The 25,339-nt window shown below is 59.4% G+C and carries 24 protein-coding genes and 1 tRNA gene; 12 read left to right on the forward strand and 13 right to left on the reverse strand.

All coding sequences use genetic code 11. The features are described from left to right. Positions 1–123: 123 nt before the first annotated feature. The 4 genes from Q1M04_RS07145 to rsmA are packed head-to-tail and all read right to left on the reverse strand — an operon-like array spanning position 124 to position 3,350. On the reverse strand, positions 124–1,863 hold the full coding sequence (locus tag Q1M04_RS07145) for an NFACT family protein (protein WP_297997812.1): 1,740 nt from the start codon (positions 1,861–1,863) through the stop codon (positions 124–126). Beyond that, on the reverse strand, positions 1,853–2,269 hold the full coding sequence (locus tag Q1M04_RS07150; protein ID WP_297997815.1) for a Mini-ribonuclease 3: 417 nt from the start codon (positions 2,267–2,269) through the stop codon (positions 1,853–1,855). Before Q1M04_RS07150 ends, Q1M04_RS07145 begins: the two co-directional genes overlap by 11 nt. Positions 2,270–2,304: 35 nt before the next feature. Further along, a complete protein-coding gene (locus tag Q1M04_RS07155) occupies positions 2,305–2,478 on the reverse strand; it encodes a hypothetical protein (RefSeq protein ID WP_293280014.1) in 174 nt (57 codons plus the stop codon). A 20-nt stretch (positions 2,479–2,498) separates the two neighbouring features. Further along, positions 2,499–3,350, reverse strand: a complete 852-nt coding sequence (gene rsmA / locus Q1M04_RS07160) for a 16S rRNA (adenine(1518)-N(6)/adenine(1519)-N(6))-dimethyltransferase RsmA (RefSeq protein WP_297997818.1) — start codon at positions 3,348–3,350, stop codon at positions 2,499–2,501. 136 nt (positions 3,351–3,486) lie between these two features. On the opposite strand from rsmA, the gene Q1M04_RS07165 reads away from it, so the two are divergent. Further along, positions 3,487–4,107 carry a CatA-like O-acetyltransferase gene (locus tag Q1M04_RS07165; RefSeq protein ID WP_297997820.1) on the forward strand — a complete coding sequence of 207 codons (621 nt, stop codon included), beginning with the start codon at positions 3,487–3,489 and terminating at the stop codon, positions 4,105–4,107. 42 nt (positions 4,108–4,149) lie between these two features. Here the strand turns inward: Q1M04_RS07165 and Q1M04_RS07170 are convergent, their stop codons facing one another. Both Q1M04_RS07170 and Q1M04_RS07175 read right to left on the reverse strand, forming a co-directional pair. Beyond that, positions 4,150–5,985 (reverse strand): hypothetical protein, encoded by a 1,836-nt coding sequence (locus Q1M04_RS07170; RefSeq protein ID WP_297997821.1) that lies wholly within the window; start codon positions 5,983–5,985, stop codon positions 4,150–4,152. Continuing rightward, positions 5,978–6,460 (reverse strand): RNA polymerase sigma factor, encoded by a 483-nt coding sequence (locus Q1M04_RS07175; protein WP_293280018.1) that lies wholly within the window; start codon positions 6,458–6,460, stop codon positions 5,978–5,980. The genes Q1M04_RS07170 and Q1M04_RS07175 overlap by 8 nt, the downstream gene beginning before the upstream one ends. 162 nt (positions 6,461–6,622) lie before the next feature. Here Q1M04_RS07175 and Q1M04_RS07180 point away from each other — a divergent pair, with 162 nt between their 5' ends. Continuing rightward, entirely contained in the window at positions 6,623–7,285 is a 663-nt protein-coding gene (locus tag Q1M04_RS07180) for a nitroreductase family protein (protein WP_297997824.1), read from the forward strand. Positions 7,286–7,322: 37 nt separating this feature from the next. Here Q1M04_RS07180 and Q1M04_RS07185 read toward each other — a convergent pair whose 3' ends face one another. Continuing rightward, positions 7,323–7,832, reverse strand: coding sequence for a QueT transporter family protein (locus Q1M04_RS07185; RefSeq protein ID WP_293280020.1), 510 nt, complete (start codon positions 7,830–7,832; stop codon positions 7,323–7,325). Positions 7,833–8,050: 218 nt separating this feature from the next. Here Q1M04_RS07185 and Q1M04_RS07190 point away from each other — a divergent pair, with 218 nt between their 5' ends. The 6 genes from Q1M04_RS07190 (at position 8,051) to Q1M04_RS07215 (ending at position 16,327) form a co-directional block, all read left to right on the forward strand. Then, entirely contained in the window at positions 8,051–9,049 is a 999-nt protein-coding gene (locus tag Q1M04_RS07190; RefSeq protein ID WP_297997826.1) for a LacI family DNA-binding transcriptional regulator, read from the forward strand. 459 nt (positions 9,050–9,508) lie between these two features. Continuing rightward, positions 9,509–9,874 carry a hypothetical protein gene (locus tag Q1M04_RS07195; RefSeq protein ID WP_297301186.1) on the forward strand — a complete coding sequence of 122 codons (366 nt, stop codon included), beginning with the start codon at positions 9,509–9,511 and terminating at the stop codon, positions 9,872–9,874. Next, positions 9,871–11,166 (forward strand): IS4 family transposase, encoded by a 1,296-nt coding sequence (locus Q1M04_RS07200; protein ID WP_297997828.1) that lies wholly within the window; start codon positions 9,871–9,873, stop codon positions 11,164–11,166. Before Q1M04_RS07195 ends, Q1M04_RS07200 begins: the two co-directional genes overlap by 4 nt. Positions 11,167–11,653: 487 nt before the next feature. Further along, complete coding sequence (locus Q1M04_RS07205; RefSeq protein ID WP_297997830.1) at positions 11,654–14,416, forward strand: DNA methyltransferase; 2,763 nt, start codon at positions 11,654–11,656, stop codon at positions 14,414–14,416. A gap of 24 nt (positions 14,417–14,440) precedes the next feature. Then, entirely contained in the window at positions 14,441–15,091 is a 651-nt protein-coding gene (locus Q1M04_RS07210) for a hypothetical protein (protein WP_297997831.1), read from the forward strand. A gap of 351 nt (positions 15,092–15,442) precedes the next feature. Further along, entirely contained in the window at positions 15,443–16,327 is an 885-nt protein-coding gene (locus Q1M04_RS07215) for a hypothetical protein (RefSeq protein ID WP_299963936.1), read from the forward strand. A 60-nt stretch (positions 16,328–16,387) separates the two neighbouring features. On the opposite strand, the gene Q1M04_RS07220 is transcribed toward Q1M04_RS07215, so the two are convergent. From Q1M04_RS07220 to Q1M04_RS07230, 3 genes are all read right to left on the reverse strand, one after another. Further along, positions 16,388–16,528 (reverse strand): rubredoxin, encoded by a 141-nt coding sequence (locus Q1M04_RS07220; protein WP_297997892.1) that lies wholly within the window; start codon positions 16,526–16,528, stop codon positions 16,388–16,390. 82 nt (positions 16,529–16,610) lie between these two features. After that, positions 16,611–17,609 carry a GGGtGRT protein gene (locus Q1M04_RS07225; RefSeq protein ID WP_297997833.1) on the reverse strand — a complete coding sequence of 333 codons (999 nt, stop codon included), beginning with the start codon at positions 17,607–17,609 and terminating at the stop codon, positions 16,611–16,613. Positions 17,610–17,628: 19 nt separating this feature from the next. Next, complete coding sequence (locus tag Q1M04_RS07230) at positions 17,629–18,321, reverse strand: iron-sulfur cluster assembly scaffold protein (RefSeq protein WP_295758066.1); 693 nt, start codon at positions 18,319–18,321, stop codon at positions 17,629–17,631. A gap of 270 nt (positions 18,322–18,591) precedes the next feature. Between Q1M04_RS07230 and Q1M04_RS07235 the strand changes: the two genes are divergently transcribed. Together Q1M04_RS07235 and Q1M04_RS07240 are read left to right on the forward strand one after the other, a co-directional pair. After that, a tRNA-Ser gene (locus Q1M04_RS07235) sits at positions 18,592–18,683 on the forward strand. A 389-nt stretch (positions 18,684–19,072) separates the two neighbouring features. Next, the gene (locus tag Q1M04_RS07240; protein ID WP_297997834.1) at positions 19,073–20,305 is read left to right on the forward strand and encodes an S-layer homology domain-containing protein; all 1,233 of its coding nucleotides are present in this window, start codon (positions 19,073–19,075) and stop codon (positions 20,303–20,305) included. A 156-nt stretch (positions 20,306–20,461) separates the two neighbouring features. Here the strand turns inward: Q1M04_RS07240 and Q1M04_RS07245 are convergent, their stop codons facing one another. Beyond that, positions 20,462–21,109 (reverse strand): HAD family phosphatase, encoded by a 648-nt coding sequence (locus Q1M04_RS07245; protein ID WP_293280496.1) that lies wholly within the window; start codon positions 21,107–21,109, stop codon positions 20,462–20,464. Positions 21,110–21,122: 13 nt separating this feature from the next. Further along, entirely contained in the window at positions 21,123–22,409 is a 1,287-nt protein-coding gene (locus Q1M04_RS07250; protein ID WP_297997836.1) for a methionine gamma-lyase family protein, read from the reverse strand. A gap of 291 nt (positions 22,410–22,700) precedes the next feature. On the opposite strand from Q1M04_RS07250, the gene Q1M04_RS07255 reads away from it, so the two are divergent. Continuing rightward, positions 22,701–23,639, forward strand: a complete 939-nt coding sequence (locus Q1M04_RS07255) for a DnaD domain protein (protein ID WP_297997837.1) — start codon at positions 22,701–22,703, stop codon at positions 23,637–23,639. 3 nt (positions 23,640–23,642) lie between these two features. Further along, positions 23,643–24,638, forward strand: a complete 996-nt coding sequence (locus tag Q1M04_RS07260) for an ATP-binding protein (RefSeq protein WP_293280490.1) — start codon at positions 23,643–23,645, stop codon at positions 24,636–24,638. Here the strand turns inward: Q1M04_RS07260 and Q1M04_RS07265 are convergent. Continuing rightward, positions 24,581–25,261: a VTT domain-containing protein gene (locus Q1M04_RS07265; RefSeq protein ID WP_295757124.1), complete on the reverse strand. Its 681-nt coding sequence runs from the start codon at positions 25,259–25,261 to the stop codon at positions 24,581–24,583. The two genes, Q1M04_RS07260 and Q1M04_RS07265, sit on opposite strands and share 58 nt — an antisense overlap. Between the last annotated feature and the right edge of the window lie 78 nt (positions 25,262–25,339).

Consider the following 25,339-nt stretch of genomic DNA (forward strand, 5'->3'; position numbering starts at 1 on the left):
GCCGCCTCCCACTGGGGAGAGGCGGCGGCGGATTCATGCCCTACGTTAACAATTGACAGCCTGAAAAATCCGCAGAAGGGCTCCGCTCGGCTTTTGCCGGGCGGAGCCCTTCTTCCCGCGTCCTTACTTAGCCCGCAGCCGCTCTACGGCGGCCTCCTCCGGCGTGACGTTCACCGTGCGGCAGGTCGTGTAAATCACCATGCCCGGCCGCCCTCCGGCGGGCTTTTTCACGTTCCGGACCTCCGTGTAGTCCACCGGCACGTTTCCGCTCTCCCGGGCCTGGGAGAACCAGGCGGCAACCATGGCCGCCTCGGCAATATCCTCCTCCGACGGGGTTCGCCCGGCGCAGCGGAGGATGACGTGGGAGCCGTGGATCTTCTGGGTGTGGAGCCAGAGGTCCCGGCGGTCCGCGTCCTTCAAGGTCAGCTTGTCGTTCTGGCGGTTGTTCCGGCCCGCCAGCACCCGGAGGCCCGAGGAGGTGCAAAACTCCCAGGGGGCGGCGGGGCGGGATTTTTCCTTTTTCCCCCTGCCCTGCTTTTTGAGGAAGCCCGCCTCCCGGAGCTCGGCGCGGATGTCCAGGTAGTCTGCCTCCGTCTCCGCCTGGGCGATTTCCGCCAGGACGCTTTCCAGGTACTCCAAATCCCGCCGGGCCAGGTCCATCTGCTCCCGGAGGTATTTCTCCGCCGTCTTGGCCTTGGCGTAGCGCTTGTAGTACTTGGCGGCGTTTTGCTGGGGGGTCAGCAGGGGGTCCAGGGGGATAGACGCCGGGGCGCCCGCCTCGTAGTAGTTCTCGCATTCCAGCCGGGCCTGGCCCCGCTCCATCCGGTAGAGGTTGGCGGTGATCAGGTCCCCCTGGATGCGGAGCTTGTCCCGGTCTTGGGTGGCCGCGTACTCCTTTTCCTGGAGGGCCAGCTTCCGCCGGAGACGGTCCCGGGCCGTCGAGGCCGCCCGGAGGAGGTCCGCTCCCCGCTGGCGGGCCCGCTCCTGCTTTTCCCGGGCCTCATAGAAGGCGTCCAACAGGGTGGAAAAGCTGGGATAGGCCACACACTCCGCCGCCCCGCCGTACTGGCCCACGGGCACGCAGGCAAAGTCCAGGGGCTTGCCGTCCCGGAGGAGGCAGACAGGGGTAAAGCGCTCCTCCCGGACCCGGTCCTGGAAGTCCTCCAAAGCCCGCCACAAAGGGCCGGGGCCCCCCATCTGGAAGACCCGGGCGTCCACATCCCCCGCCGCCTGAAAGGCGAGCTCCCGGGCCATGAGGGGGGAGAGACCGAAGTACTGGTCCAGCAGGAAGGCGTCCAGGGTCTTCTCCGCCGCCGCGGCGGCGAAGCGGGCGGCAAAGCCCGCCTCCGTCTCCTCCAGGAAGGGAAGCCGCCCCGTGGAGGCGGGGGGCTGGTAGAAAAGGCCCGGCAGCACCTGCCGCGCGGCGGACATGTCCGCGTCCACCCGGCGGAGGCTGTCGATGACCCGGCCCTCCCCGTCCAGCAGAATCAGGTTGGACCTGCGGCCCATGGCCTCCAGCACCAGCGTCCGCCTCCCCGCCCGGCCCAGCTCGTCTGAGGCGTCGAACTCAATTTTCACCAGCCGTTCCAGGGGCGGCTGGGTGAGGCCCGCCACCCGGGCCCCGGAGAGGTGCTTTCGCAGGAGCATGCAGAACATGGGGGGCTCCGCCGGGTTGTCCCGGAGAATCTCCGTCAGCTGGAGGCGGGGGGCGCCCGCCCCGGCGTTCAGCAGCAGGCGCTTTCCCCGGAAAAGGAGGACCACCTGGTCCCGGGCGGGCTGGTGCACCTTGTCCACCCGAAGGCCCAGAAGCTGGGGGCGCAGCTCCCCCGCGACGGCCTGTAAGCAAATCGCGTCAATCGCCATGGGCTTCCTCCTCCATCATGATGCAAAAGAGCTGGTTGATCCGCTCCGTCTTTCCCTGGAGGTAGAGCCAGCCCAGCAGGGCCTCCAGGGCCGTGGCCTCGCCGTACTGGGCCCGGCTGGCGTGGTGGGGGACGGTGTGGACCTGGGCGTTCCGCCCCCGGCGGAAGACGGCCGCTTCCTCCTCCGTCAGTAGGGGCTTGATTTTCTCCGCCTTCTCCGCCTGGGACTCGGCGCAGACCAGGCGGACGGCGGAGCGGTGCATCCCCCTTCCCGTGGCCCCGCCGTGGGCGCAGAGCCAGGCGCGGACCAGCAGCTCAAACACCGCGTCCCCCATGTGGGCCAGGCCGATGGAGCTGATTTCCAGAAGGCGGTCCCGGCTCAGCTCCGGGTGAAAGTAGTTTTCCATAGTACGCTCCTTATTTTAAGTCCCGGCGCCGCCGGTCAATACCGCAGGATGTAATAAATAACGTACAGCCAGCTCATGAGGCCGTGAATGACGGCCCAGCCCACAGAATGCCAGTTGGTATAGCTGATAACCATTGCCAGGGCGCTTCCAAACGTAATGCCCGTTTTCACGGACTTTTCCACAATCTCAATCTTGTTGTTTTCTTGCATGGCTTCAACGCTCCGTTCCATCAGTTTTGCAGGGCCGCCGCCAACCGGGCGAAGTCCTCCAGGGTCAGCTTCTCCCCCCGGACGGCGGGGGGGAGGCCGCAGTCCTGAATGACCGCCTGGACCCGCTCCTTCCCCGCCTCCGGCAGGGCGGCGGAAAGGCTGTTCACCAGGGTTTTTCGCCGCAGGAGGAAGGCCCCCCGGACCACCCGGAAGAAAAACGCCTCGTCCTCCGTCTCCACAGCGGGCCGCTCCCGCCGGACGCAGCGGAGGACGGCGGAATCCACCTTGGGGGCGGGGAAGAACTTGGCCGCGGGCACGTCGAAAAGGACCTCCGTCTCCATATGGTATTGGAGCCACAGGGTAAAGGCCCCGCCGGCGGAAGATCCCTGCGCCGCCGCCAGGCGGCGGGCCACCTCCTTTTGGAGGAGGACGGTAACGCTCTCAAAGCAGGGGGTCTCCACCAGCTTCGTCAGCACCGGGGTGGTGATGTTGTAGGGGAGGTTCGCGCAGACCAGGGGCCGCAGGCCCCGAAATTTCTCCGCCGCCAGGGCGGCAAGGTCCAGCTTCAGCGCGTCCCCGGGGACGATTTCAACATTTGGGTAGGGGGCCATGGTCTCCGCCAGCACGGGGAGGAGCTTCTGGTCCAGCTCGATGGAAACCACCCTCCCGGCCCGCTCCGCCAGCTCCGCCGTCAGGCACCCCACGCCCGGCCCGATTTCCAGCACGCCGCAGCTTCCCTCCGCCTGGGAGGCGGCGGATATTGCCGCCGGGACGGCGGGGTCAATGAGAAAATTCTGTCCCATGGACTTGGAGAAATGGAAGCCGTGCCGCCCCAGAAGGGCGCGGAGGTCTTCCCGGCCGCAGAGATTCATGGCTTGTCCGCCTTTCGGTTTGAGTTTCAAGGGCAGTATATCAGAAAACCGGCCGGGAGGAAAGGGGAAAACTGCACAGGACTTGCAATTCCTAGAGAATTTGATATACTATTTCCATCAGAAAGGAGGGCCCTCCATGACCCACATCGTCGACCGGGCCGCGTGGCCCCGGCGGGAGCTGTTTGACTTCTTCTCCCCCATGTCCCAGCCCTTTTTCTCCGTCACCTTCCGCCAGGACGTCACCCGGCTGTACCAGTTTACCAAGGAAAACCGCCTCTCCTTCTACCATTCCCTGGTTTACCTCTGCACCCGGGCCGTCAACGGCGTGGAGGCGTTCCGCTACGCCCTCCGGGGGGAGGACCTGGTCCTCTTTGACCGGAGAAATCCCAGCTTCACGGATCGAAAGCCCGGGGCGGAGCAGTTCCACATCGTCACCCTGCCCATGGAGGAGGATATCCGGGCCTTCTGCGCCGCCGCCAGGGCGAAAAGCGCCGCCCAGACCACCTTCCTGGACCAGGAGGACAGCCTGGATTTGATTTACTTCACCTGCCTTCCCTGGGTGGAGCTGACGGCCCTGACCAACGAGCGGAACTTCGACCCGGACGACGCCGTGCCCCGGATTGCCTGGGGGAAATACGCCCAGGAGGGGGAGCGGAAGGTGCTCCACATCTCCCTGGAGCTGAACCACCGCTTCGTGGACGGCCTCCATGTGGGCCGGTTCCACCAGGAATTGACCAAGCTGATCGAGGCGCTGTAAAAGAAGAGCCGGGAACGGATGTTCCCGGCCCTTCTTTTGTCCTTATGGCTTCTCGCCCATATAGCGGATACTCCACAGCCACACATCCGACTCGAGGGAGAAAATCCGGAGCCTTCCCTCCGCCCGTCCAAACCACACCGTCTCGCCGAGGGCCGAAGCCAGCCCGCCGCCGCCGTCCAAAACCGGCTCCGGGTCCGCCCGGAGGTCCGCCGCCAGTGTGCTTCCGCCGGTTCCAAAGGTCTCGCCGTAGCACTCCAGAAATTCCTCCGGCGTGTTTGCCGTCCACTCGCCGCCGGGGGCCTTCACCTGGGCGGGGTAGGCCAGAAGGTTCGCGATTTCCTCCCGCTCTCCCCGGTCGATGAGGTCCGCCAGATGCAGGAGAAATTCCCGCCCCTCGTCCAGGGAGAGGGCTTCGTACAGATCGTCCCCGCCGTCCTGGGTGATGTTTCCGGTTCCCGCCCGGATGCTCCACTGATCCGTTTGGAGGGTGAAAATCCGAATCACGCCGTCCTCCACCAGCCCGAACCACACCGCGCCGTCAGCCGCCGAGACCAGGCCGCTGCCGTCGCTGAACACCTCCGAGGGGGCGGGCTCCCAGGCCATGTCCGCCGCCAGGGACAGGGCGCTTTGCCCCACGGTTTCATCATAGTACCGCAGAAATTCCTCCGGGGAGCTTACCGTATCAATTCCGCCGGGGGTCTCCACCTGAGCGGGGTAGACCAGAAGGTCCGCGATTTCCTCCCGCCGTCCATCCTCGATGCGCTCCGCCAGCAGGAGAACAAAGTCCCGGGCCACGTCGCTCCGGATTCCCGTCCGGGTATACAGCGGGTCCTCGGACTCCGAAGGCAGAGTTTCAACGGGCTGGTTCTCCAGGTCCTCCAGATACCGGGCGTTGGCGTCCAGGAGGGCGTCCCGGTCCGGCTCCCTCACCGGCGTCAGGGCGGAATAGAAGAAGCTGTCCGCCAGCTCCTCCATCTCCTCCCGGCCAATGGGGCCGGAGGAGAAGACGTCGTCCCCCTGCCGCCCCGCCAGCACGTTCACCAGCACGAAGCTGTCCCCCAGGTCCGCCAGAATCAAGGAGCGGTTCCGCTCCCCCAGGCCCAGGGTGACGGATGTCCCGTCTGACGCCCGGTATCCCCACTCCTCAAAGCCGCCGAGATCCCCGATGTTCAGCGCCACGTCGTCAAAGGTCCCCTTGACGGAGCGGCTGAACTGATACTCAATGGGTCCGTAGCCCTTCAGCTCCCCGGCCCCCAGCTCCGCGCCGCCGTCGAAGCGGAAGGTGCCGTTTTCGTAGATATAGCCGGAGTAAGGGGCAACATTCTCCTTAAAAAAGTTCCCCACGGCCGTGGGCCAGATCTCCGGCATAACGACTTCCATCCACTGGTGGAGCTTTAAATCATATTTGGCGATGATCTCCTCCAGCTTGTCGGCCATCTCCTGGGTGTAGACCAGATAGTGTCCATAGCGCTCCTCAAAGCCCGTGGGGCTGTTTCCAATCTCGCTGATAATGGCCCCGTCCTGGTCATAGCCCTCCAAAAACGCCTGCCACTCCGCCAGGGCCCTGCTCTCCGGGGTGTCCGCCCAGCCGGAGAGGCTGACGAAATCCTTGAACTCCTTCTCGCCGGGGACCACGATCCCGTTCTCGTCCACCACGTTTACGCTGCCCTTCTCCGGCAGCAGCGCGTCCCGCAGGCCGAAGAAGTTGGCCGCCACCGCCAGGGCGGACAACGCCGCCAGCAGGGCGACGGACGCCGCCAGTGTTACCAGCCATCTCAGGCTCTTTCCCCGTCTTCTCATCTCATAATCCTCCCATCGGATTTCTCCGGTTCCCCGGACCTGGGAGAAGGTCTCCTGGTAAAATTCCCGGTTACTCATCCTGCCAGTCCTCCCCCAATCGTTCTCTCAGCCGCTTCCGGGCCCTGGCCAGCCGGGTGGTCACCGTGGAGGCCTCCACCCCCAGCAGCGTCCCGATCTCCCGGACGCTGAGCTCTTCATAGTAGAAGAGGTTCAGCACCGTCCGGTATTTCTCCGGCAGGGCCATGACCTCCCGGTACAGCGCCGCCTGCCCGGGCCGGTCGAAAACCGGAATTTCCGGCGTCTCCTCCCAGGAGACCCGGCGCTTCCGCCAGGGGCTTTTCAGCAGATCCCGGCCATAGTTCACCGTCACCCGCAGCAGCCAGCGCCGCAGGTGCTCCTCACTTTCAAAGGTTCCCCTGTACTGAAACAGGCGCAGGAAGACCTCCTGGACGGCGTCCTCCGCGTCCTGGGGGCTTCCCAGGGCGTGGAGGGCGGTCCGGTAGACCATATTCTGATAGCGCCGGGCGGCGTCGTTAAAGCAGGCCTTGTTCATATGTCGTCCTCGATTTGTCGGGATGGGAGTACTCTCACTGATTGTACGACGGGAGGAGGGGCCTTGTCTCAAAATTCTGGGAATTTTTAAAAAATTCACCAAGCCCGCCGGAGGGCGTGGTAACATGAGTCATCTCAAAACACCCGAAAGGGAGGCGCTTTTATGACCCTGGAAGAGGCCATGCGGACCCGCCACACGGTCCGGCGGTACACGGAGGAAAAAATTCCCCAAGACCTTCTCGCCCGGCTGGACGAGCGGATGCGGGGCAGCAACGAACGCCGCGGCCTGGCCATGAGCCTGGTGACGGAGAATACGGAGGCCTTCGGCCCCGCCCTGAAGCTCTTTTTGGCCAAGGGGGTCCGCAACTACCTCATCCTGGCGGGCCCGGACAGGCCCGGCCTGGACGGGGCGGTTGGGTACTGCGGGGCGGATATGATGCTCTTCGCCCAGACCCTGGGGCTCAACTCCTGGTGGGTCGGGGGGACATACAGCCGGAAGGGCGTGGAGCGGAACGCCGCCCCCGGGGCCGGGAAAATCCTGGGCCTCATCGCCCTGGGCTATGGCCGGACGCAGGGCGTGCCCCACAGGTCCAAGCGGCCGGAGGAGGTTGCCTCCTATGCCGGTCCTCCTCCGGAGTGGTTCGTCAAGGGGGTGGAGGCCCTTTTGCTGGCGCCCACGGCGCTGAACCGGCAGGCATTCACCGTCCGGGGAGAGGGGCGGAAGGTCTCCATAACCTGCGGCGGCGCGTTCTCCGGCGTGGATCTTGGCATCGGGAAGTACCACTTTGAAATCGGGGCCGGGAGGGAAGCCTTCTGCTGGGCATAAGGAAAGGGACCGCAAAAGCGGTCCCTTTTCTCTCATCTCAACGGGCCTCCAGCGTGCCCTGGGCCGCCAGGGTCTTTCCCAGCAGCTTTGCCAGAGGCACGCCCAGAAGATAGCACGCCGCCAGCTCCCCCAATCCCACGGTGAGGGCGTTCAGCCCATAGGCGGGCCAGAAGGCCCCGCCGTCCTGCACCACGAACCAGGCGATTTCCGCCCCCACGATGACCGCGTTGCAGACAACCGGCGGCAGGGCGGCTAAGTACACGTTGGGCATCCTCCGGCTCCAAAGAGCGGCCAGGAGCGTGGCCAGCGTGCCGAAGATCCAGTCCAGCATGATGGGAGAGCCCAGCAGGTTCGCCAGGAAGCAGCCCACCGCCAGGCCGGGGATGGCCTCCGGAAACAGGAAGGGCAGCACCGTCAGGGCCTCCGCCACGCGGAACTGGACGCCCATGTATTGCGGGATGGGCAGGATCAGGGTAGCCGCCGCGTAAATAGCGGCCACAAGGCCGGCCAGGGCCAGCCTCCGGGTATGGAAGCGGGTTTTCATCATGTTCAATTCCTCCATTTTTTTGGTTCGTCCCGCGACGGGGCGGGCAGGGTGATGGCACCTGCCGCAAGAGAGTATAGCACAGAGCGGCGGCCTTGGCAAGGGAAAAATTTTCCTGTCAAAAAGAGTCAAAAACGCTTGACGGGAATCAGAAGCTATCTTATACTACAAGGTAACCGCTTGCGCAAAAGCGATTTTTTGTTACGTAAAGGATTCGATCAATGAAAGCCACCATCAGCGACGTGGCCCGGCTGGCGGGGGTCTCCACCGCCACCGTTTCCCACACCATCAACTCCACCCGCTACGTCTCCGGGGAAACCAAGGAGAAGGTCTATCAGGCCATCCGGCAGCTGGGCTACACCCCAGACGCCTCCGCCCGGAGCTTCCGCACGGGGAAAAAGAAGACTATCGGCTTCATCGTCCCCGATATTTCCAACAAGTTTTTCGGCACCATCATCGAGTCGGCGGAAAATTACCTCTCCGCCCAGGGCTATCACCTCATCATCGCCAACACCAAGGAGAGCATGGACCGGGAGGAGACGAACCTGCGCCTCCTCACCGCCGGGCTGGTAGACGGGCTTTTGGTCGCCAGCACCATGGACGATTTCGCCCGGCTGGACGGCCTGATTCCCGCCGGGTTTCCGGTGGTGCTGGTGGACCGGACCTTTGAAAGCCAGAAGTACTCCTCCGTTTCCGTCTCCAACTTCCAGCCCATCTACCGCAGCGTCTGCCGCCTGGCGGCGCAGGGGAAGCGGCGGATTGGGGTCATCGGCGGGCTGCGCAGGCTCTCCACCACCCAGGAGCGGATTGCCGCCTGCCGGACCGCCATGGCAGACTGCGGCCTCCCCCAGAACGAGGACCTCATCCTCTACGGCGACTCCATGGAGGACAGCGCCCCGCCCTGCCTGGAGCGGCTGCTGGAGCGAGGCTGTGACGCCATCCTGGTCTGCCAGGGCCTGATGGCCTCCGTCACCATCGCCTACCTCCGGGGGAAGGGAATCCGCCCCCGGAAAGATCTGGAGCTGGTGAGCTTTGTGGACTACGACACCCGGGCCTATGAATTTTACTATGACCAGGTGGACCGCATCGTCCAGCCGGTGGAGGAATTGGGCCGCGTCGCCGGGGAGCAGATTCTCCTCCGGGTGGAAAAGCCGGACGCCCCGGTGGTGGAGCGGGTGCTGACCTCGGAGTACCGCCCCTGCGGAGGAGAGGAGGTTTAGCGGTGAAACACCTGAAAAAAATACGGTCCATAGCGCCAATGTCATTAAGTTAAGCGCAGGAATGCTTTTTCCTGCGCTTAACTGTTTTTATGTAATCAAAAACTAGGTTAAGTTAATATATTCAAAGATTGTTTACATATTCCCGCTTGACACATTTTGCGTCTATGATGTATCATAAGAATGGCATTGGCCTTGGCGGCCCACAGCCCGCATATGAGAGATTTTTGATTGTTTAATTTATTTTATGTATTAAGAGATTAAAAACAAGCGACGAGTTGCCGTCATATTGAAGAGTGACTAGCACCGCGCACGATAACAGAATTTCCTGCCGAAAGGGGGTTCTGTTGTTGTGTGCGGACTTATTTTGCTCTTTTTCGGTGGCAATCGTTGCATATTTGAAAGGCGAATGTGCGTAAATCGGTTGTCAAATTAAGTGGCCTTTTAGTAAAGGAGTAAAAAATGCATCGAATTTACGTTCAGTTCGCTATCTATTTGAATGGAGAAAATATTTCCAATCGCCGATTCTCTTCTGCATCTCCCAAAAGTTTTGAGCAAGTGCATTGCCTTGCCGAAATGCTGTTCTATTATCTGCTAGTACTACTACTCAATGCACTTAAGCCGGAGAAAAATTGCATTCGAATTGGCAATCTATCCGTTCGGGCTACTTGTGGTAATCTGACTGTTGAAATTATCAACGTACATGGTGTTCTTCCAGTTAGCAAGCAGGAAATCTTAGATTTACTCGAAGAAAATGGAGCCTTGCCCAACTTAGCACATGTCGTTGTTAATTATTTGCTATCAAAAAATAGCGAGGAACGGCCATGAGCGCCGCAACAAATACTTGCCTTAAACAGGCACTTGATGATTCAATTAAAGCGGCGGCGGAGAAAGCAGGGGCGGGCCAGATGTCACGCAATCGCAAGCTGTCCGTTGCTGATATCATCCGCCTTTTGATCGGCGCAGAGGGCGGCTCTTTAGATAAGATTCTGCACACTGCCGGTATCGATGTCACTGCATCCGCCGTCAGCCAGCGCCGGGCGCAGATTGCCCCGGAGACATTCCGAGATGTGTTCCGCCGTTTCAACGCTGATTGTGTAGATAATGAACTTTTCCGAGGATACCGCCTTGTCGCTGTAGACGGCACAGCAGTTAATCTTCCTCACAATCCTACAGCCCCATCATTTGTTTGCAATGAGGGCATCCCCAACGGTGTCAATCAGTTGCATTTGACGCCCATATACGATCTTCTTTCTCGTACCTTCACCGATGCTGTGATACAGCCAGAGCCGAGGAAAGACGAGATCGGGGCGCTAATCACAATGCTGAAACAAAATACCTTTGACCAAAAGACGCTTATCACGGCGGATCGCGGCCTAGAGGGATATAATCCCATTGCGTATATGATAGAAAAACCCAATGTAGATTTCCTTATACGGGTTAAGCAGAGCCGTTCAGCCATGCGTGAGGTAGCGAAACTACCCATGTTGGAGCTGGACTGCGACATTTCCTTTTCCATCTGCACTACCCAGAAAAATACAGACAAACAAAACAAAAATTATGTGTTTCTGCAAATTCCAAAGAAGTCAAAACCGGGTTCCAAAACCAGACGCGGGCGCTGGGATTTTGGCAATTACTACCCCATGCATTTCCGTATATGCCGTTTCCTGCTGGACAATGGTGAGTTTGAGACCGTTGCCACATCCTTGCCGCTTTCCTTCACGTTGGAGGATGTGAAAGCCCTTTATCACCTTCGCTGGGGGATAGAGACAGGCTTTAGAGACTTAAAGTACGCGCTGGGATTAGTCAATCTTCACGGAAAATCAGATGCTTTTGCGGAACAGGAGATTTTTGCTAACCTGACCGCCTTTAACTTCGCAAGCCGCATTTGTCGGGAGGCCGTTATCCGACAGCCGAAAGACGGCATATACGCCTATAAAGTCAATTTCAAAATGGCCGTGGCGTTGTGCCGGGAGTTCATCCGAACGCCGAAGGCAGATGCCGACAAGCTACTGAACGACATCGCGAGATATACCGTACCCATCAGGCCGGGACGGCAAGATCAACGCAATCTTCGCGTCAAAGGTTTTCCTGGTTTTGTTTACCGGGTAGCCGCTTAAAAAAGAGGGGGTGGAAGTTTAAACTTCCGCCCCCTCTCCATATATATTTTTTGAAAAGGCTGATTTAGGGGCCAAAATCAAGGAATTTTTCTAAAAGATGTGCCGCCTTATCTTAACAGTAGGAAAATCGGCCTTGAAAGTGAACGTTTTCAAGTAAATATCAACATCTCCCATGAGTGTATCAAAAAATATAGTGTTTTTGAACTTGCCAGAATAATTCTGATTAGCAGGAAAAATCAACTTGTCTGTGCTCTGTAGCAAAAATTATAAGAGTGCATTTTTTCAACCCCATATTTTTTTGAGAATCCATTATCTGAAAATCCCTGTTAAGTTAAGCGAAAAACAAAAATTTCAACTTGTCTGCACCATGTATCAAAAATAGCCGTTATTATCTCAAAAACGCAATAGCTGATGATTTCCAGTTTGCTCTGGAAAAATGCGCCGCTTTGTGGTATCCTATAGAAAAAACGACCGGGAGGATACCGCTATGACAGATGCACAGCGCCGTGCCGCCGCAAAACAGTTTGCCGCCGATTGGCAGGGCAAAGGTTATGAGAAAGGCCACAGTCAGAGCTTTTGGCTTGCGTTGCTGCAAAAGGTTTATGGCGTGGAAGAACCGGATAAATTTATCACCTTTGAAGATCAAATCATGCTTGACCATACCAGCTTTATTGACGGCTTTATCCCGTCCACCCACGTCCTGATCGAACAGAAAAGCTTGGGGAAAGAACTGAACAAGCCCATCAAGCAGTCTGACGGCTCTCTCCTGTCCCCGTTTCAGCAGGCCAAACGCTACGCCGCCGAGTTACCCTATTCCCAACGGCCCCGCTGGATTGTTACTTGTAACTTTGCCGAGTTCTATGTTTACGATATGGAGCGGCCCACGGGCGACCCGGAAATCATTAAGCTGTGCGACTTGGAAAGGGAATATTACCGCTTGCAGTTTTTGGTGGATACAGGTGATACCAATATCAAAAAAGAGATGGAGGTATCGCTGCAAGCGGGCGAGATTGTCGGTGTCCTCTACGATGCCCTGTTGAAGCAGTACAAAGACCCGGAGGCCGAGGAAACTCTGAAAAGTCTGAACGCGCTGTGTGTCCGTCTTGTGTTCTGCCTCTATGCCGAGGATGCGGGGATATTCGGTGCTCATGGGATGTTCCACAACTATTTGGAGCGCCATCGGGCTGAGGACAGACGCGCCCTTATCAACTTATTCCACGTTCTTGACCAAAAGCCGGAACAGCGGGACAAATACCTTGACGATGATCTTGCCGCATTCCCCTATGTCAACGGTGGTTTGTTCGCGGATGAAAATATAGAGATTCCCCGTTTAGGGGATGAAGTGATCGACCTGATTTTAGCAAAGGCCAGCGCAGATTTTGATTGGTCTGCTATCAGTCCGACGATATTCGGCGCGGTCTTTGAAAGCACCTTAAACCCGGAAACCCGGCGTAGCGGCGGGATGCACTACACCAGTATTGAAAACATCCACAAAGTCATTGACCCGCTGTTTCTGGATGGACTGCGGGCCGAGTTGGAGGATATCAAGGAAATCACGGTAGACAAGACCCGCAAGGCCAAGCTGAAAGCATTTCAGAGCAAATTAGCAAGTCTGACATTTCTTGACCCCGCTTGTGGTTCTGGAAACTTTCTGACAGAAACTTACATATCTCTCCGCAAGCTGGAAAATGAGGTTTTGCGGTGCATGACAGATCAGATCAGCATGGATTTTGATGGGATTATTCAAGTCTCCATCGGCCAGTTTTACGGTATTGAAATCAATGATTTTGCTGTGACAGTAGCAAAGACCGCCCTATGGATTGCAGAAAGTCAGATGATGAAAGAAACCGAGGATGTTGTCCATATGACGCTGGACTTCCTGCCGTTGAAATCCTATGCCAATATCACCGAGGGGAATGCCCTGCGGCTGGATTGGGAAAGCGTTGTTCCCAAACATGAGTTGGACTATATCATGGGAAACCCGCCGTTTGTGGGCGCGTCTATGATGACGAAAACGCAGAAAGACGAAGCGGTTGCCGTGTTTGGCAAAGGCAAGCGCGTCAACAGCATTGATTATGTCGGCGCATGGTATCACAAAGCCGCCGCTCTGATGCAGGGAACCAATTCCCGTTCCGCTTTTGTCTCCACCAACAGCATTACACAGGGGGAACAGGTTGCGCCGCTTTGGGACAAGCTGCTGAACCAATACCACGTCCATATTGATTTTGCACACCGTACATTCAAATGGAACAGTGAAGCAAAGGAAAAAGCCGCTGTTCATTGCGTGATTATCGGTTTCAGCATTGCGGGAAATACCCAGCCCAAGTATATCTATACCAACGGAGTAGCATCACAGCCCGCAAAGAATATCAATCCTTATTTGATCGATGCTCCCGATGTTCTCATTTCCAGCCGTGGTGCGGCGTTATGCGCTGTGCCGCGCATGACAGCGGGAAATAAACCGTCAGACGGTGGCAATTTCATTCTTTCGCAGGAGGAACGGGACGCGCTGATTGCCAAGGATGAAAGTATTGCCCCGTGCGTGCGCCGCTATGTCGGCTCTAAGGACTTTATCAATAACGATGAAGTTCGGTATTGTCTTTGGCTGAAAGGGGTATCCCCTGCGCTGTATCGTAAAAATGCGGAAGTGATGCGCCGTTTAGAAGCAGTTAAACAGATGCGGCTTGCAAGTTCCGCCGCCCCCACACGCGCGTTAGCGGAAAAGCCGTACCTGTTTTTCTCCACGCCGCAGACAGACAGCAACTATCTTTGTATCCCGGAAGTATCATCAGAACGGCGGCGATATATTCCTATCGGATTTATGGACAAGAGCGTAATTGCCAGCAACAAACTTTTGATTGTCCCGGATGCGACCCTATACCACTTTGGCGTTTTGACTTCCAATGTGCATATGGCATGGACAAGAACCGTGTGCGGGCGGCTGAAAAGTGATTATCAGTATTCGGGCGCAACCGTTTATAATACATTCCCGTGGCCCGACCTTTCCGTAGAACAACAGGAGAAAATTGAGCGAACCGCTCAAATGATTTTGGATGCCCGCGCACTCTATCCTGATTGCAGCTTTGCCGATCTCTACGATGAAACAACTATGCCGCCAGAGTTACGCAAGGCCCACCAGCAGAACGACCGGGCCGTCATGCAGGCGTATGGGTTCGACGTGGGTAAGACTACCGAGACAAGCTGCGTGGCGGAACTGATGCGGATGTATCAGAAATTGACGAATAGCTAAAATATTTACATATGGGTAAGACATATGGACAAGAAAAGTATAAGTTTAATTAGTAAGATTCACAGAAAAATAATCTCTCATTCTTTTGATGAAAACGATATTTTTATATTGCTTGTTCTAGTTCGAGAAGAAGCTGCTACTAATCGTGACTATTCAAAAATCGAGTGGGAATATGGATTTTTGCGCGAAATTTGTGATTTTGTTGCCCATCGTTATCGTAATAAAGGGTTTGCCTTTGAGGAAGCAAGGTACATATACCAGCGTTGTACAACAACAGGCGTTTTTCATTTTGACACGGAATCAAAAAGAAATATCGTATCAGGAATGTTTGAAGATGTTATTATCAAAGAACTCAATGAAATTTTCCTTGGATTATCTCTCGCCCCAATACCCTCAATTTATGAATCAGAAGTTATTCTTTGCATTATTTCATTGCTTCAATTTGCAAAAATTGAAACAGATGATATGAAAGTAAACGGGTATTTGTATGCGGAAATTAACGATGATGGTATATACTTGCTCTATGATATCTTTGAAGCGGGATTCTCTCCAGCGGTATTGCAAGTTGAGGACGAGCAGTATTGTCATTTAGTTGACTCTCCACTTTCGCTAAATAATGATTGTTTTAGTCTGGAGCGTGTTGGTACGGCCTTAAAAGTGGTATTACCTAAATAAGCAATTTATGAAATAATAGGGATAGATAATCCCTATTGGAAAAAGTCCACCCCCTGTTCATTCTAAGCAAGGGGTGGACTTTTTATTGTGCGGCCCAAAACGCTTAACTTAATGACATTGTCCATAGCGCTCTGCGTTTTCCTGGCGCTCTCCTTGTCCGCCTGCTCCAAGGAGGCCAAGCAGTCTAACCCTCTTCCCGAGGACTCTGCCGCCTCCGCAGACTTTGCTGTATCCGAGTCCGCGCCGGAGGAGGGCGGGAAAGATACCATCGAGTGCCAAACCCATGAAGTTCCCGTTTTTGGCATTGCGTTTGACTGCCCCACAGCCTTTGGCACGGAGGGAGAATCCAAAGTGGTTGCGGAGGATGAAATCAATTATTCTATAGACGGCGGGGATAAGGGCTTAGTGCTGATGTGTTCTCGAATTTCCTCTCTGAGTAGGGCTGAGGAACTCCTTGTTTTGGCGGGAAAGGATCCCGCGATTCTGTATGAAGATTTTGAAAGGCTGGACCTGGCTGACGAAATCATCAGCTGGAGCGGGATGTATCAGACCTTTAATTTGCTGGACAGCTTTTCCACTCCTGAGAGCTATGGCTTTTCCTATACCGCGGCAGACGATTCCTTTGGGGCGCTCATTACGGAGCTGGGCTATAGATATAAAAACTATGGCGGCTTTGTGGACGATGGCGGTATCATCCGAATCGTTTTGATAGTCACCGCGCCCGAGGATACGGACCGGGAGGACTTTTTTACCCTCTGTGAAACCGTCACCAATTCCATACGCTTTTCCGAACCGAAGGCCGGAGACAGCGTGGCCCAGGACACGGCTGAGGAGTTGCACGACAGCAGTTATGAGGAGTTTCCGGTCTATGGAGAGCCCCTTCCCGAGGAAGCGGACGAACTGCCCCTTGAGATAGAGGCGTATGAAAAACGATACACCCACCTCAATGCACCGGAGCTGCAGTATACATATGGCACAAATTCCCAGATACCCGACGATCTGTTTCAGGAGATTATTCAGTATATTCAAGCCGGCGACCAATGCTGGGCCCAGGCGGAATACACCAGCGCCAGTATAGAAAAAAATTTTGCCGGTTATGACTATGGCATGGACCTGGATTCGGCTATCGACGCTTATGAAGCCGCCTGCCTGCTTTTGGAGGCTTCCGAGTATACGGACACGCCGCTATACGATTATGTGAATCGTCTGTGTGTATTTGGTCCCTACCTGGGTTGAACAAATTTCCACTGGGAACGCACGCAAGGGCGGAGCCAAAGCTCCGCCCTTATCTTATCCTTATTCCTTCTCGAACACGTCCTTGCCCATCCCGCAGACGGGGCAGACCCAGCTTTCGGGGGCCTGGTCCCAGGGGGTGCCGGGGGCGACGCTGTTGTCGGGGTCGCCCACAGCGGGGTCATAGGCATAGCCGCAGCGCAAAAAACAGGAACCACGTCCCGGCGCTCTTCCGCCGGGGAACGCGGCTCCTGTTTTTCGTTTCATGGACCGGCGAAGGTCCTGCTTACTTCTTGCTCTCGGACACGGCAACCGCCACGGCCACCGTCGCGCCCACCATGGGGTTGTTGCCCATGCCCAGGAAGCCCATCATCTCCACATGGGCGGGGACGGAGCTGGAACCGGCGAACTGGGCGTCGGAGTGCATCCGGCCCATGGTGTCGGTCATGCCGTAGGAAGCGGGGCCCGCGGCCATGTTGTCGGGGTGCAGGGTCCGGCCCGTGCCGCCGCCGGAGGCCACGGAGAAGTACTTCTTCCCCAGCTCTACGCACTCCTTCTTATAGGTGCCCGCCACGGGGTGCTGGAACCGGGTGGGGTTGGTGGAGTTGCCGGTGATGGACACGTCCACGCCCTCCAGGTGCATGATGGCCACGCCCTCCCGGACGTCGTCCGCGCCGTAGCAGCGGACATTTGCCCGCTCGCCCTCGGAGTATTTGAACTCCTTGACCACCTTCACCTCGCCGGTGCCGTAGTCAAACTGGGTCTGGACATAGGTGAAGCCGTTGATCCGGCTGATGATCTGGGCGGCGTCCTTGCCCAGGCCGTTGAGGATAACCCGCAGGGGCTCCTTCCGGGCCTTGTTGGCGTTGCGGACGATGCCGATGGCGCCCTCGGCGGCGGCGAAGGACTCGTGGCCCGCCAGGAAGGCGAAGCACTTCGTCTCGTCCCGCAGCAGCATGGCGCCAAGGTTGCCGTGGCCCAGGCCCACCTTGCGGTCGTCGGCCACGGATCCGGGGATGCAGAAGGCCTGGAGACCCTCGCCGATGGCCTCGGCGGCCTCGGCGGCGGTGGAGACGTTCTTTTTCAGCGCGATGGCCGCGCCCACGCAGTAGGCCCAGCAGGCGTTTTCAAAGCAGATGGGCTGGATGCCCTTGACAATCTCGTAGGGGTCGAAGCCGGCGGCCTTGCAGATGTCCCGGCACTCCTCCACGCTCTTGATTCCGTACTGAGACAGGACGGAATTGATCTTCTCGATTCTTCTCTCGTAGCTTTCAAACAGAGCCATTTCTCAATTCCTCCTTTTCTTACTCGTGACGGGGGTCGATATACTTGGCGGCCCCGTCGAACTGGCCGTAGTGGCCCTTGGCGCCTTCCAGAGCCTGGTTGGCGTCGGTTCCCTTTTTGATGGCGTCCATCATTTTGCCCAGGTTCACGAATTCATAGCCGATGATTTCATCGTCTTTGTTCAGGGCGATGCGGGTGACGTAGCCCTCGGCCATTTCGAGATACCGGGGGCCCTTGGCCTTGGTGCCGAACATGGTGCCCACCTGGGACCGAAGGCCCTTGCCCAGGTCCTCCAGGGACGCGCCGATGGGCAGGCCGCCCTCGGAAAACGCGGTCTGGGTGCGGCCGTAGACGATCTGGAGGAACAGCTCCCGCATGGCGGTGTTGATGGCGTCGCACACCAGGTCGGTGTTCAGGGCCTCCAGCAGGGTCTTGCCGATAAGAATTTCAGAGGCCATGGCGGCGGAGTGGGTCATGCCGGAGCAGCCCAGCGTCTCCACCAGCGCCTCCTCAATCACGCCGTCCTTGACGTTGAGGGTCAGCTTGCACGCGCCCTGCTGGGGGGCGCACCAGCCCACGCCGTGGGTGAGGCCGGAGATGTCTTTGATCTCCTTGGCCTGGACCCATTTGCCCTCCTCGGGAATGGGGGCGGGACCGTGGTACGCGCCCTTGGCGACGGGGCACATGTTCTGCACTTCGGTGGAATAGATCATAGTCGTCCAATCCTTTCCTTTTCATATTTTTTCGGGCTCCCGCCGGAGGGCGGGACTCCCGGAGTTTCGCGCGGTTCATATTATATCGGTAAACGATTACCTTGTCAAGAAGGGAGGAGGAGACTTTCTTTTCCGGGCCGGAAAAGAACCCGCTTAAGAAAAATTGAAAAAGGGCTTGACTTTGGGAAATCCTCTGGTATAATAACTACTGTTCTGCACTGGTTGTTGAAAGAACGCCGGGATCATCTCGGCGGAACAACCGGCAGCGATGGAGAAGTCGCCTAGTTGGTCGAGGGCGCATGATTGGAAATCATGTAGGCCCCTAAAGGGTCTCGAGGGTTCGAATCCCTCCTTCTCCGCCATCAAAAACCCTGTAGCCGCAATGGTTACAGGGTTTTCTCTTTGCTTTTTCCTTATAATACCTTGCTTTTTGCGGCTTGCGGGATTATAATGGAAGCATGGGATAAACAAAGGCAGGGCGAAAGGGACGGCAATCCCTAACGCCCCTATGCGGGAGCTCCAACCTCCCACACAACAGTATAACTGTGCCAGTCTCATTATACCGGACTTTTCATGAATTTACAAGGCCGGGTTTGGGGTTTGTGTCTGATATGCGGTGGGGATTTTATATCTCGCACCGCTTTTGTTTGTCTCGGCGGCCCCGCGCAAACCCGAGGGGGACGGGAGAACCCCGCCCCCACGGGCCGGACCGCTGAGCGGCAGCAAATATGATATGAGGAGAGCGGTACTGATGAAACGACTATGTTCCTTGGTTTTGGCTCTGGCGCTGTGCCTGGGCCTCTGCGTCCCGGCGGGGGCGGCGGAGTTTTCGGATGTTCCTGCCGGCCACGCCTTTTATGGCGGAATTTTATACTGTGCCGAAAACGGCATCGCCGGCGGCTATTCCGACGGGACCTTCCAGCCCAGCAAGACGGTCACCCGCAATAACTTCGTCGTCATGCTCTCCAGAGCGTTTTTCGCGGACGACCTTGCCGAGTACAACACGGAAACCTATCTCAAGTACGGAACCTTTGTTCCCAACAGCATGGCTCTGTATGTGAACGACATTCTCACAAATACCAGCTTCGAGACCATCTTCAAGAACAGCCAGGAGATGAACCAAGGCATTTCCCGGTATGACATGGCCCAGCTCATGACGAATATCATGACCAAGAAGGGCTTTGCCGCCGGAGAGGCCGAAAAAGCCGCCGCCGTCTCTCAGATTACCGACTATTCCAGCATTCCCAGCCAGTACCGTGACGCGGTTGCCAACGTGTACGCCCTGGGCATCATCGGCGGCTACTCCGACGGGACCTTCGGCGGGGAAGTCACGATGAACCGCGGTCAGGCGGCGGTGGTCATCTACCGCATGACACAGGCCGTTCCTGTCGAAGCCCCCGCGTCGGAAACCCCCGCAGACCCTGAGCCTGAGACCCCCAGCACTCCCACGACTCCCGAAACGCCCAGCACTCCCGCTGCTGGCACTCTGACCAACGGAAAGCCCATTACGGAAGCTAACATCACCGAGATTCTGAACCAGTTGAAATCTCAGTATCCCAATGGCACCAGCTTTATCAACGGCTATGCTGGACTGAACTCTGGCAGAGGCCCATACGCCAACTGTATTGACAAAACTGTCAAGCAATATATTGACTCAGACGGCAAGAAATGCAGCACAACTATCGGCTGCGGTGGCTGGGCCGCGTTCGTCGCTGACGAAATCTTCGGTCAGACCGGCGTCACCTGGAAAAAGACGACTACAAGCAATCTCCGCTCTGGAGACCTGATGGTCAAAATTGATAATGACGGCTACCTAATGCACGTCACAATGTGCGTTGGCCCTGTTGACGGATACGCAACAAGCACACGTGTATACACTACAGATGCAGCTTCTGGAAAAAATGGTTACGTCATTGGTTGGAACCGAACCCCAACAAGCACCTCCAATGGCAGCTTCGACTGCTACACCGCATATCCCGACTAAGTTTTCAAAAAAATGGCTTCTGTCAGAAATGACAGAAGCCATTTTTCTATCATCCCGGCGGAAAGCTCCGCCGGGCGGGGAATTTCTTCGCGTTCACCTGCGAACCGCGCGGCGGGGCTCGCGGACGCTTTTTTACAAGAGGCGCACCGACGGCCCTCACTCCGCCAGCGTCATTTCCTCAAAGCTCTCAATATAATAATCCGCCAGGCGGCGCAGCTCCTCCTGCTCCGGCTCCGACTCGTCGTACACCGCCGCCGTGCGGAAGCCCGCCGCCTTGGCGGTCCGCAGGGCGTGGAGGGCGTCTTCAAACACCACGGTATCCTTCTTGTTGGACCGGAGGCGGCGCAGGGCCCGCTCGTAAATCTCCGGCCCCTCCCGCTTGGTCTGGCCCGCCTCCCGGCTGGTGATCATCCCCCGGAAGAAGCCGTCGATGCCCGCGGTTTTCAGCGCCGCCTCCGCCAGGGGGCGGTCCGTGGCGGTGGCCACGTACATCCAAACCCCCTCCATCTTTAAAATGGAGAGGAAGCGGACCAGCCCCGGCTTGGGGCGCACGTCATGGCGGTAGAATGCCTCAATCTGCCCCCAAATCTCCTGCACCAGCTCCTCCACCGTGCCCGGAAGGCCGCAGGCCTCCTTGCAGTAAGCCGTGCCCTCCCAAAGGCCCAGGGAGGCCACCCGGAGATCCAGACCCGGCGGGGGAACCGCCCCGTGGTTTTGCGCCAGGGTGCTTCCCAGGGTCCGCCACATGCCCATGGAGTCCAGCAGCGTCCCGTCCATATCGAAAATCGCGCTTTGCAGTCTCATGATACCATCCTCCTCACTCCGGCAGCTTCGCCAGCCCCGCCTCCGCCAGCTTCTGAAGGCTCATCAGGATGCCAAGCTTCGCGTGCTGCCAGGTGAGCCCCCCCTGGAAGTACACGGCGTAGGGCGGGCGGATGGGCCCGTCGGCGGAGAGCTCGATGGAGCTGCCCTGGACGAAGGCCCCGGCGGCCATGACCACCTCGCTGTCATAGCCCGGCATGGCCCAGGGCTCCGGGGTGACGTAGCTGTCCACCGGCGCGGCGGCCTGAATCCCCCGGCAGAAGGCCAGCATGGCCTCCCGGCTCCCCAGGGTGACGGCCTGGATGATGTCGTGGCGCTCCTCCGCGGCATTGGGCACGCAGGGAAAGCCCAGGCCCTCATAGAGGTTCGCGGCGAAGACCGCCCCCTTCAGCGCCCCCGCCGTCACCGTGGGCGCCAGGAAGAGGCCCTGGTAAAAGGCGGGCATCAGCCCCAGGTTGGCCCCCACCTCCTGCCCCAGGCCCGGGGCGGAGAGGCGGTAGGCGCAGCGCTCCACGCATTCCTTTGTGCCGCAGATGTACCCGCCGATGGGGGCCAGGCCCCCGCCGGGGTTTTTGATGAGGCTTCCCACCACCATGTCGGCCCCCAGGTCCGAGGGCTCCCGCGTCTCCACAAACTCGCCGTAGCAGTTGTCCACCATGACCTTCACGTCCGGCTTGACGGATTTGCAAAAGGCGATGAGCTCCCCAATCCCGGCCACGGAGAAGCTGGGCCGGGTGGCGTAGCCCTTGGAGCGCTGGATGGTGATGAGCTTGGTCCGCTCGTTGATGCGGGAGCGGATGGCTTCATAGTCAAAGCCGCCCCCCGGCAGCAGATCGGCCTGCCGGTAGGTGACGCCGTATTCCCGCAAGGAGCACTTGGAGGGCCGGATGCCGATGACCTCCTCCAGCGTGTCGTAGGGGGCCCCCACGGGGGAGAGGAGCTCGTCCCCCGGCAGAAGGTTGGCGGACAGGGCCACGGCAAGGGCGTGGGTGCCGCAGGTAATCTGAGGCCGGACCAGGGCGGCCTCCGTGTGAAAGACGGCGGCGTAGACCCGTTCCAGGTTGTCCCGGCCCTCGTCGTCATAGCCATAGCCGGTGGTGGCGGCGAAGTGGGTGGCGTTGACCCGGTTTTGCTGCATGGCGCGGAGGACCTTGGCCTGGTTGTACTCGGCGGTGCGGTCGATGTCCGTGAAGCGGTCCCGGAGACGTTCCAGCGCCGCCTCCCCGTAAGCGAAGACCTCGGGGCTGACGCCCAGGGTTTGATAAATGGCTTGCAGTTCCATGAAAGGGCTCCTTCTCATTTGTTTTCAACAGAGCCTATCATAGGCGATAGGGCCGGGACTGTCAAGGGAAAACGAAACGCCCGCCGCAAAAACGGCGGGCGCTGAAACAGCCCCGGGGCTTGACAGCGGGGGGAGCCCTGGGCTATAATGTAGCCAGGCGCCGCGGCAAGCGGGCGGCCCATTGAGGCAGCTAGTTTCTAATCAATAGAAACCGTCACCGTGCAGGGTGGCGGTTTCTGTGTTTCACAGCAATCGCAGCCGTAAGCCCCACAAAAGAAAGGAGGCGCTCCCATGCCAAGCGTCCTCGTCCACGCCCCCGACGACCCCGTCACCCTCTCCCCCCAGGCGGTAAAGCGCCTCCTGGACCGGGGGGACGGGGACGCCGCCCTGCTGTATCTGGCCCTGCTCCGCCGCCATGGCGACACGCCTCCCCGCTCCCTGGCGGGGGAGCTCCGCTGGGACAAGGGCCGCATCGAGGCGGCGGAGGCCGCCCTCCGGGACCTGGGGCTCATCGCCCCGCAGGCCCCTCCTCCCGAGCCCGCCGACGAGCCCCCCGTCTACCAGCAAAGCGAGGTGGCCGGGAAGCTGGAGGAGAGCGCGGACTTCCGCCGCCTCACCGCCGAGGTAGAGCGGAAGCTGGGCAAGCGCCTCACCACGGCGGATATCTCGGTCCTGCTGGGGCTGTACGATTACTTAGGCCTTCCCTCCGACGTGATCTACCTCCTGGTGTGCCACTGCGCGGAGCGCACCGCCGCCCGCCTCGGGCCGGGCCGGAGGCCCACCCTCCGCCAAATCGAGCGGGAGGGCTACGCCTGGGCCCGCCGGGGCATCGACACCCAGGCCGCCGCCGCCGGGTACCTCCGGGACTATGGCCGGAAGCGGGAGGCCGTCCCGGCCTACATGCGGGCCCTCCGCCTGGGGGACCGGCTCCCGGTGCGGGAGGAGGAGAAATTCCTCCTCCAATGGCTGGAGTGGGGCTTCTCCCCGGAGGCCGCCGCCCTGGCCTATGAGAAAACCGTCCTCAAGTGCCACGAGTTCAAGTGGAGCTACTGCAACGGCATTCTCCGCCGCTGGCACGAGGCGGGGCTCCACACCGTGGACGAAATCGAGGCCGGGGACAAGCGCACCCGGCAGACTCCGGCGGCGTTCAACATCCGGACGTCCGACGGCAAGGGCGCGGGCAACGCCTGGATGCGCAAGTACATCCGGCAGCGAGAGAAGGAGGGATGACCCATGGCCTATGACGGGAAGATTGTCCGCCGGGCCCTCCGGCGGTTCGAGGACGACAAGCGGGACCGGGAGGACCGGGCCCGGGACCGGCGGGAGAGCGTGTTCCTCCGCCAGCCCCGCCTCCGGGAGATCGACGCGGAGCTCCGGGCCACCATGAGCCGCATCCTCTCCACCGCCCTGCGGAAGGGGACGGACCCCCGGGCGGCGGTGGAGGCCCTGAAAAAGCAGAACCTGGGCCTTCAGGAGGAGCGGAGGCTGCTTTTAGAGGGCCTGGGCCTCCCGGCGGACTGCCTGGAGGAAAAGCCCGCCTGCCCCCTGTGCGGGGATTCCGGCTGGCGGGAGGGGCGGATGTGCCGGTGCCTCCGGGCCTACTGCGCCCGGGAGCAGCAAAAGGAGCTCTCCCGGATGCTGGACCTGGGGAACCAGAGCTTCGAGTCCTTTTCTTTGGAATGGTACTCCGAAACGGAGGACCCGGCCCTGGGAGTCTCCCCCCGGGAGAATATGGACTGGATTTACCGGACCTGCAAGCGCTACGCCGCCGCCTTCGGCCCGGGGAGCGGGAACCTGCTCCTCACCGGGGACCCGGGTCTGGGGAAGACCTTCCTCTCCGCCGCCATCGCCCGGGAGGTCAGCGCCGAGGGCTTTTCCGTGGTCTACGACACCGCCGCCCATGTCTTCGACCGCTTTGAGGCCCGGAAATTCGGCCGGGAGGAGGGGGAGGCCGTGGAGGCCGACGTGGACCGGGTGCTGGACTGCGACCTTTTGATTCTGGACGACTTGGGCACGGAGATGACCACCCCCTTTGTTCAAAGCGCCCTGTACACCATCGTCAACACCCGCGTCATCAACCGCCGGGCCGCCATCCTCAGCACAAATTTGAAGCTGGACGACCTTGGGCGGCGCTACACGCCCCAGATTGTTTCCCGCATCGAGGGGGAGTATCAGGTCCTGCCCTTTTTCGGGGAGGATATCCGGCGGCTGAGGAAGGAGCGGGGCTGAACCGCCCACTCCCTGCCCCACACCGCCAGGGCCGCCCCCGTCAGCGCCCAGCCGAAGACGCAGGAGGCCCAGAACCGCGCCCCGCCCAGGTCCCACAGCGCCGCCCCCAGCACCGTGGCGGACAGCACCCGGGGAAAGCTCCCCAGCAGCCCCCCGGCGAAATAGGCCCGCCGGGGCGTTCCCGCCGCCCCCAGCCAGAGGCTTACCAGCTCCACCGGAAGCACCCCCGCCAGGCGCAGCAAACACACCTCCCGCCCCTTCGCCGGGCCCTCCCGCAGGGCCGCCAGCCGGGGGTGCCGGGCGGTCAGCTCCCCCAGGGCCCCCTGTTTCCGCCGCCCGATGAAATACGGCCCCGCCTGGGCCGCCGCCGCGCCGCAGAGGTTTGTCCCCAGGGCCAGGGGAAAGGGGAGCACCAGCCCCGCCGCTGCCGCCAGGGCCGTGGAGGGGAACGCCGCCGTCAGGCCCTTGAGAACATACAGCCCCAGCAGGGCCAGGGCCGCCAGCCAGGACTGCCCCGGCGTCCAGGCGGCGATCCCATCCGCCGTCAGGGCGGAGCGGCAGGACCAGGCCCCCAGGCCCAGGGCGGCCCACAGTAGCAAGGGCGTCAGGCTCTTTTTGATCATGAGAAGCACTCCTTTCCAAGACTCCTTCTAGTATGTCCCCTTTGACGAGGGAAAGGCCCCCGGCGTAAGCCGGGGGCC

The sequence above is a fragment of the uncultured Oscillibacter sp. genome (assembly GCF_950073225.1).
Lineage (GTDB): Bacteria > Bacillota > Clostridia > Oscillospirales > Oscillospiraceae > Oscillibacter.

Bases quoted from the DNA above. Each gene is read 5' to 3' on its own strand.
- Q1M04_RS07150 (WP_297997815.1), bottom strand. From the start codon at position 2,269: ATGGAAAACTACTTTCACCCGGAGCTGAGCCGGGACCGCCTTCTGGAA.
- Q1M04_RS07250 (WP_297997836.1), bottom strand. From the start codon at position 22,409: ATGGAACTGCAAGCCATTTATCAAACCCTGGGCGTCAGCCCCGAGGTC.
- Q1M04_RS07145 (WP_297997812.1), bottom strand. From the start codon at position 1,863: ATGGCGATTGACGCGATTTGCTTACAGGCCGTCGCGGGGGAGCTGCGC.
- Q1M04_RS07180 (WP_297997824.1), top strand. From the start codon at position 6,623: ATGACCCTGGAAGAGGCCATGCGGACCCGCCACACGGTCCGGCGGTAC.
- Q1M04_RS07155 (WP_293280014.1), bottom strand. From the start codon at position 2,478: ATGCAAGAAAACAACAAGATTGAGATTGTGGAAAAGTCCGTGAAAACG.
- Q1M04_RS07265 (WP_295757124.1), bottom strand. From the start codon at position 25,261: ATGATCAAAAAGAGCCTGACGCCCTTGCTACTGTGGGCCGCCCTGGGC.
- Q1M04_RS07240 (WP_297997834.1), top strand. From the start codon at position 19,073: ATGAAACGACTATGTTCCTTGGTTTTGGCTCTGGCGCTGTGCCTGGGC.
- rsmA (WP_297997818.1), bottom strand. From the start codon at position 3,350: ATGAATCTCTGCGGCCGGGAAGACCTCCGCGCCCTTCTGGGGCGGCAC.
- Q1M04_RS07200 (WP_297997828.1), top strand. From the start codon at position 9,871: ATGAGCGCCGCAACAAATACTTGCCTTAAACAGGCACTTGATGATTCA.
- Q1M04_RS07185 (WP_293280020.1), bottom strand. From the start codon at position 7,832: ATGATGAAAACCCGCTTCCATACCCGGAGGCTGGCCCTGGCCGGCCTT.
- Q1M04_RS07210 (WP_297997831.1), top strand. From the start codon at position 14,441: ATGGACAAGAAAAGTATAAGTTTAATTAGTAAGATTCACAGAAAAATA.
- Q1M04_RS07190 (WP_297997826.1), top strand. From the start codon at position 8,051: ATGAAAGCCACCATCAGCGACGTGGCCCGGCTGGCGGGGGTCTCCACC.
- Q1M04_RS07255 (WP_297997837.1), top strand. From the start codon at position 22,701: ATGCCAAGCGTCCTCGTCCACGCCCCCGACGACCCCGTCACCCTCTCC.
- Q1M04_RS07245 (WP_293280496.1), bottom strand. From the start codon at position 21,109: ATGAGACTGCAAAGCGCGATTTTCGATATGGACGGGACGCTGCTGGAC.
- Q1M04_RS07165 (WP_297997820.1), top strand. From the start codon at position 3,487: ATGACCCACATCGTCGACCGGGCCGCGTGGCCCCGGCGGGAGCTGTTT.
- Q1M04_RS07225 (WP_297997833.1), bottom strand. From the start codon at position 17,609: ATGGCTCTGTTTGAAAGCTACGAGAGAAGAATCGAGAAGATCAATTCC.
- Q1M04_RS07170 (WP_297997821.1), bottom strand. From the start codon at position 5,985: ATGAGTAACCGGGAATTTTACCAGGAGACCTTCTCCCAGGTCCGGGGA.
- Q1M04_RS07260 (WP_293280490.1), top strand. From the start codon at position 23,643: ATGGCCTATGACGGGAAGATTGTCCGCCGGGCCCTCCGGCGGTTCGAG.
- Q1M04_RS07175 (WP_293280018.1), bottom strand. From the start codon at position 6,460: ATGAACAAGGCCTGCTTTAACGACGCCGCCCGGCGCTATCAGAATATG.
- Q1M04_RS07230 (WP_295758066.1), bottom strand. From the start codon at position 18,321: ATGATCTATTCCACCGAAGTGCAGAACATGTGCCCCGTCGCCAAGGGC.
- Q1M04_RS07205 (WP_297997830.1), top strand. From the start codon at position 11,654: ATGACAGATGCACAGCGCCGTGCCGCCGCAAAACAGTTTGCCGCCGAT.
- Q1M04_RS07195 (WP_297301186.1), top strand. From the start codon at position 9,509: ATGCATCGAATTTACGTTCAGTTCGCTATCTATTTGAATGGAGAAAAT.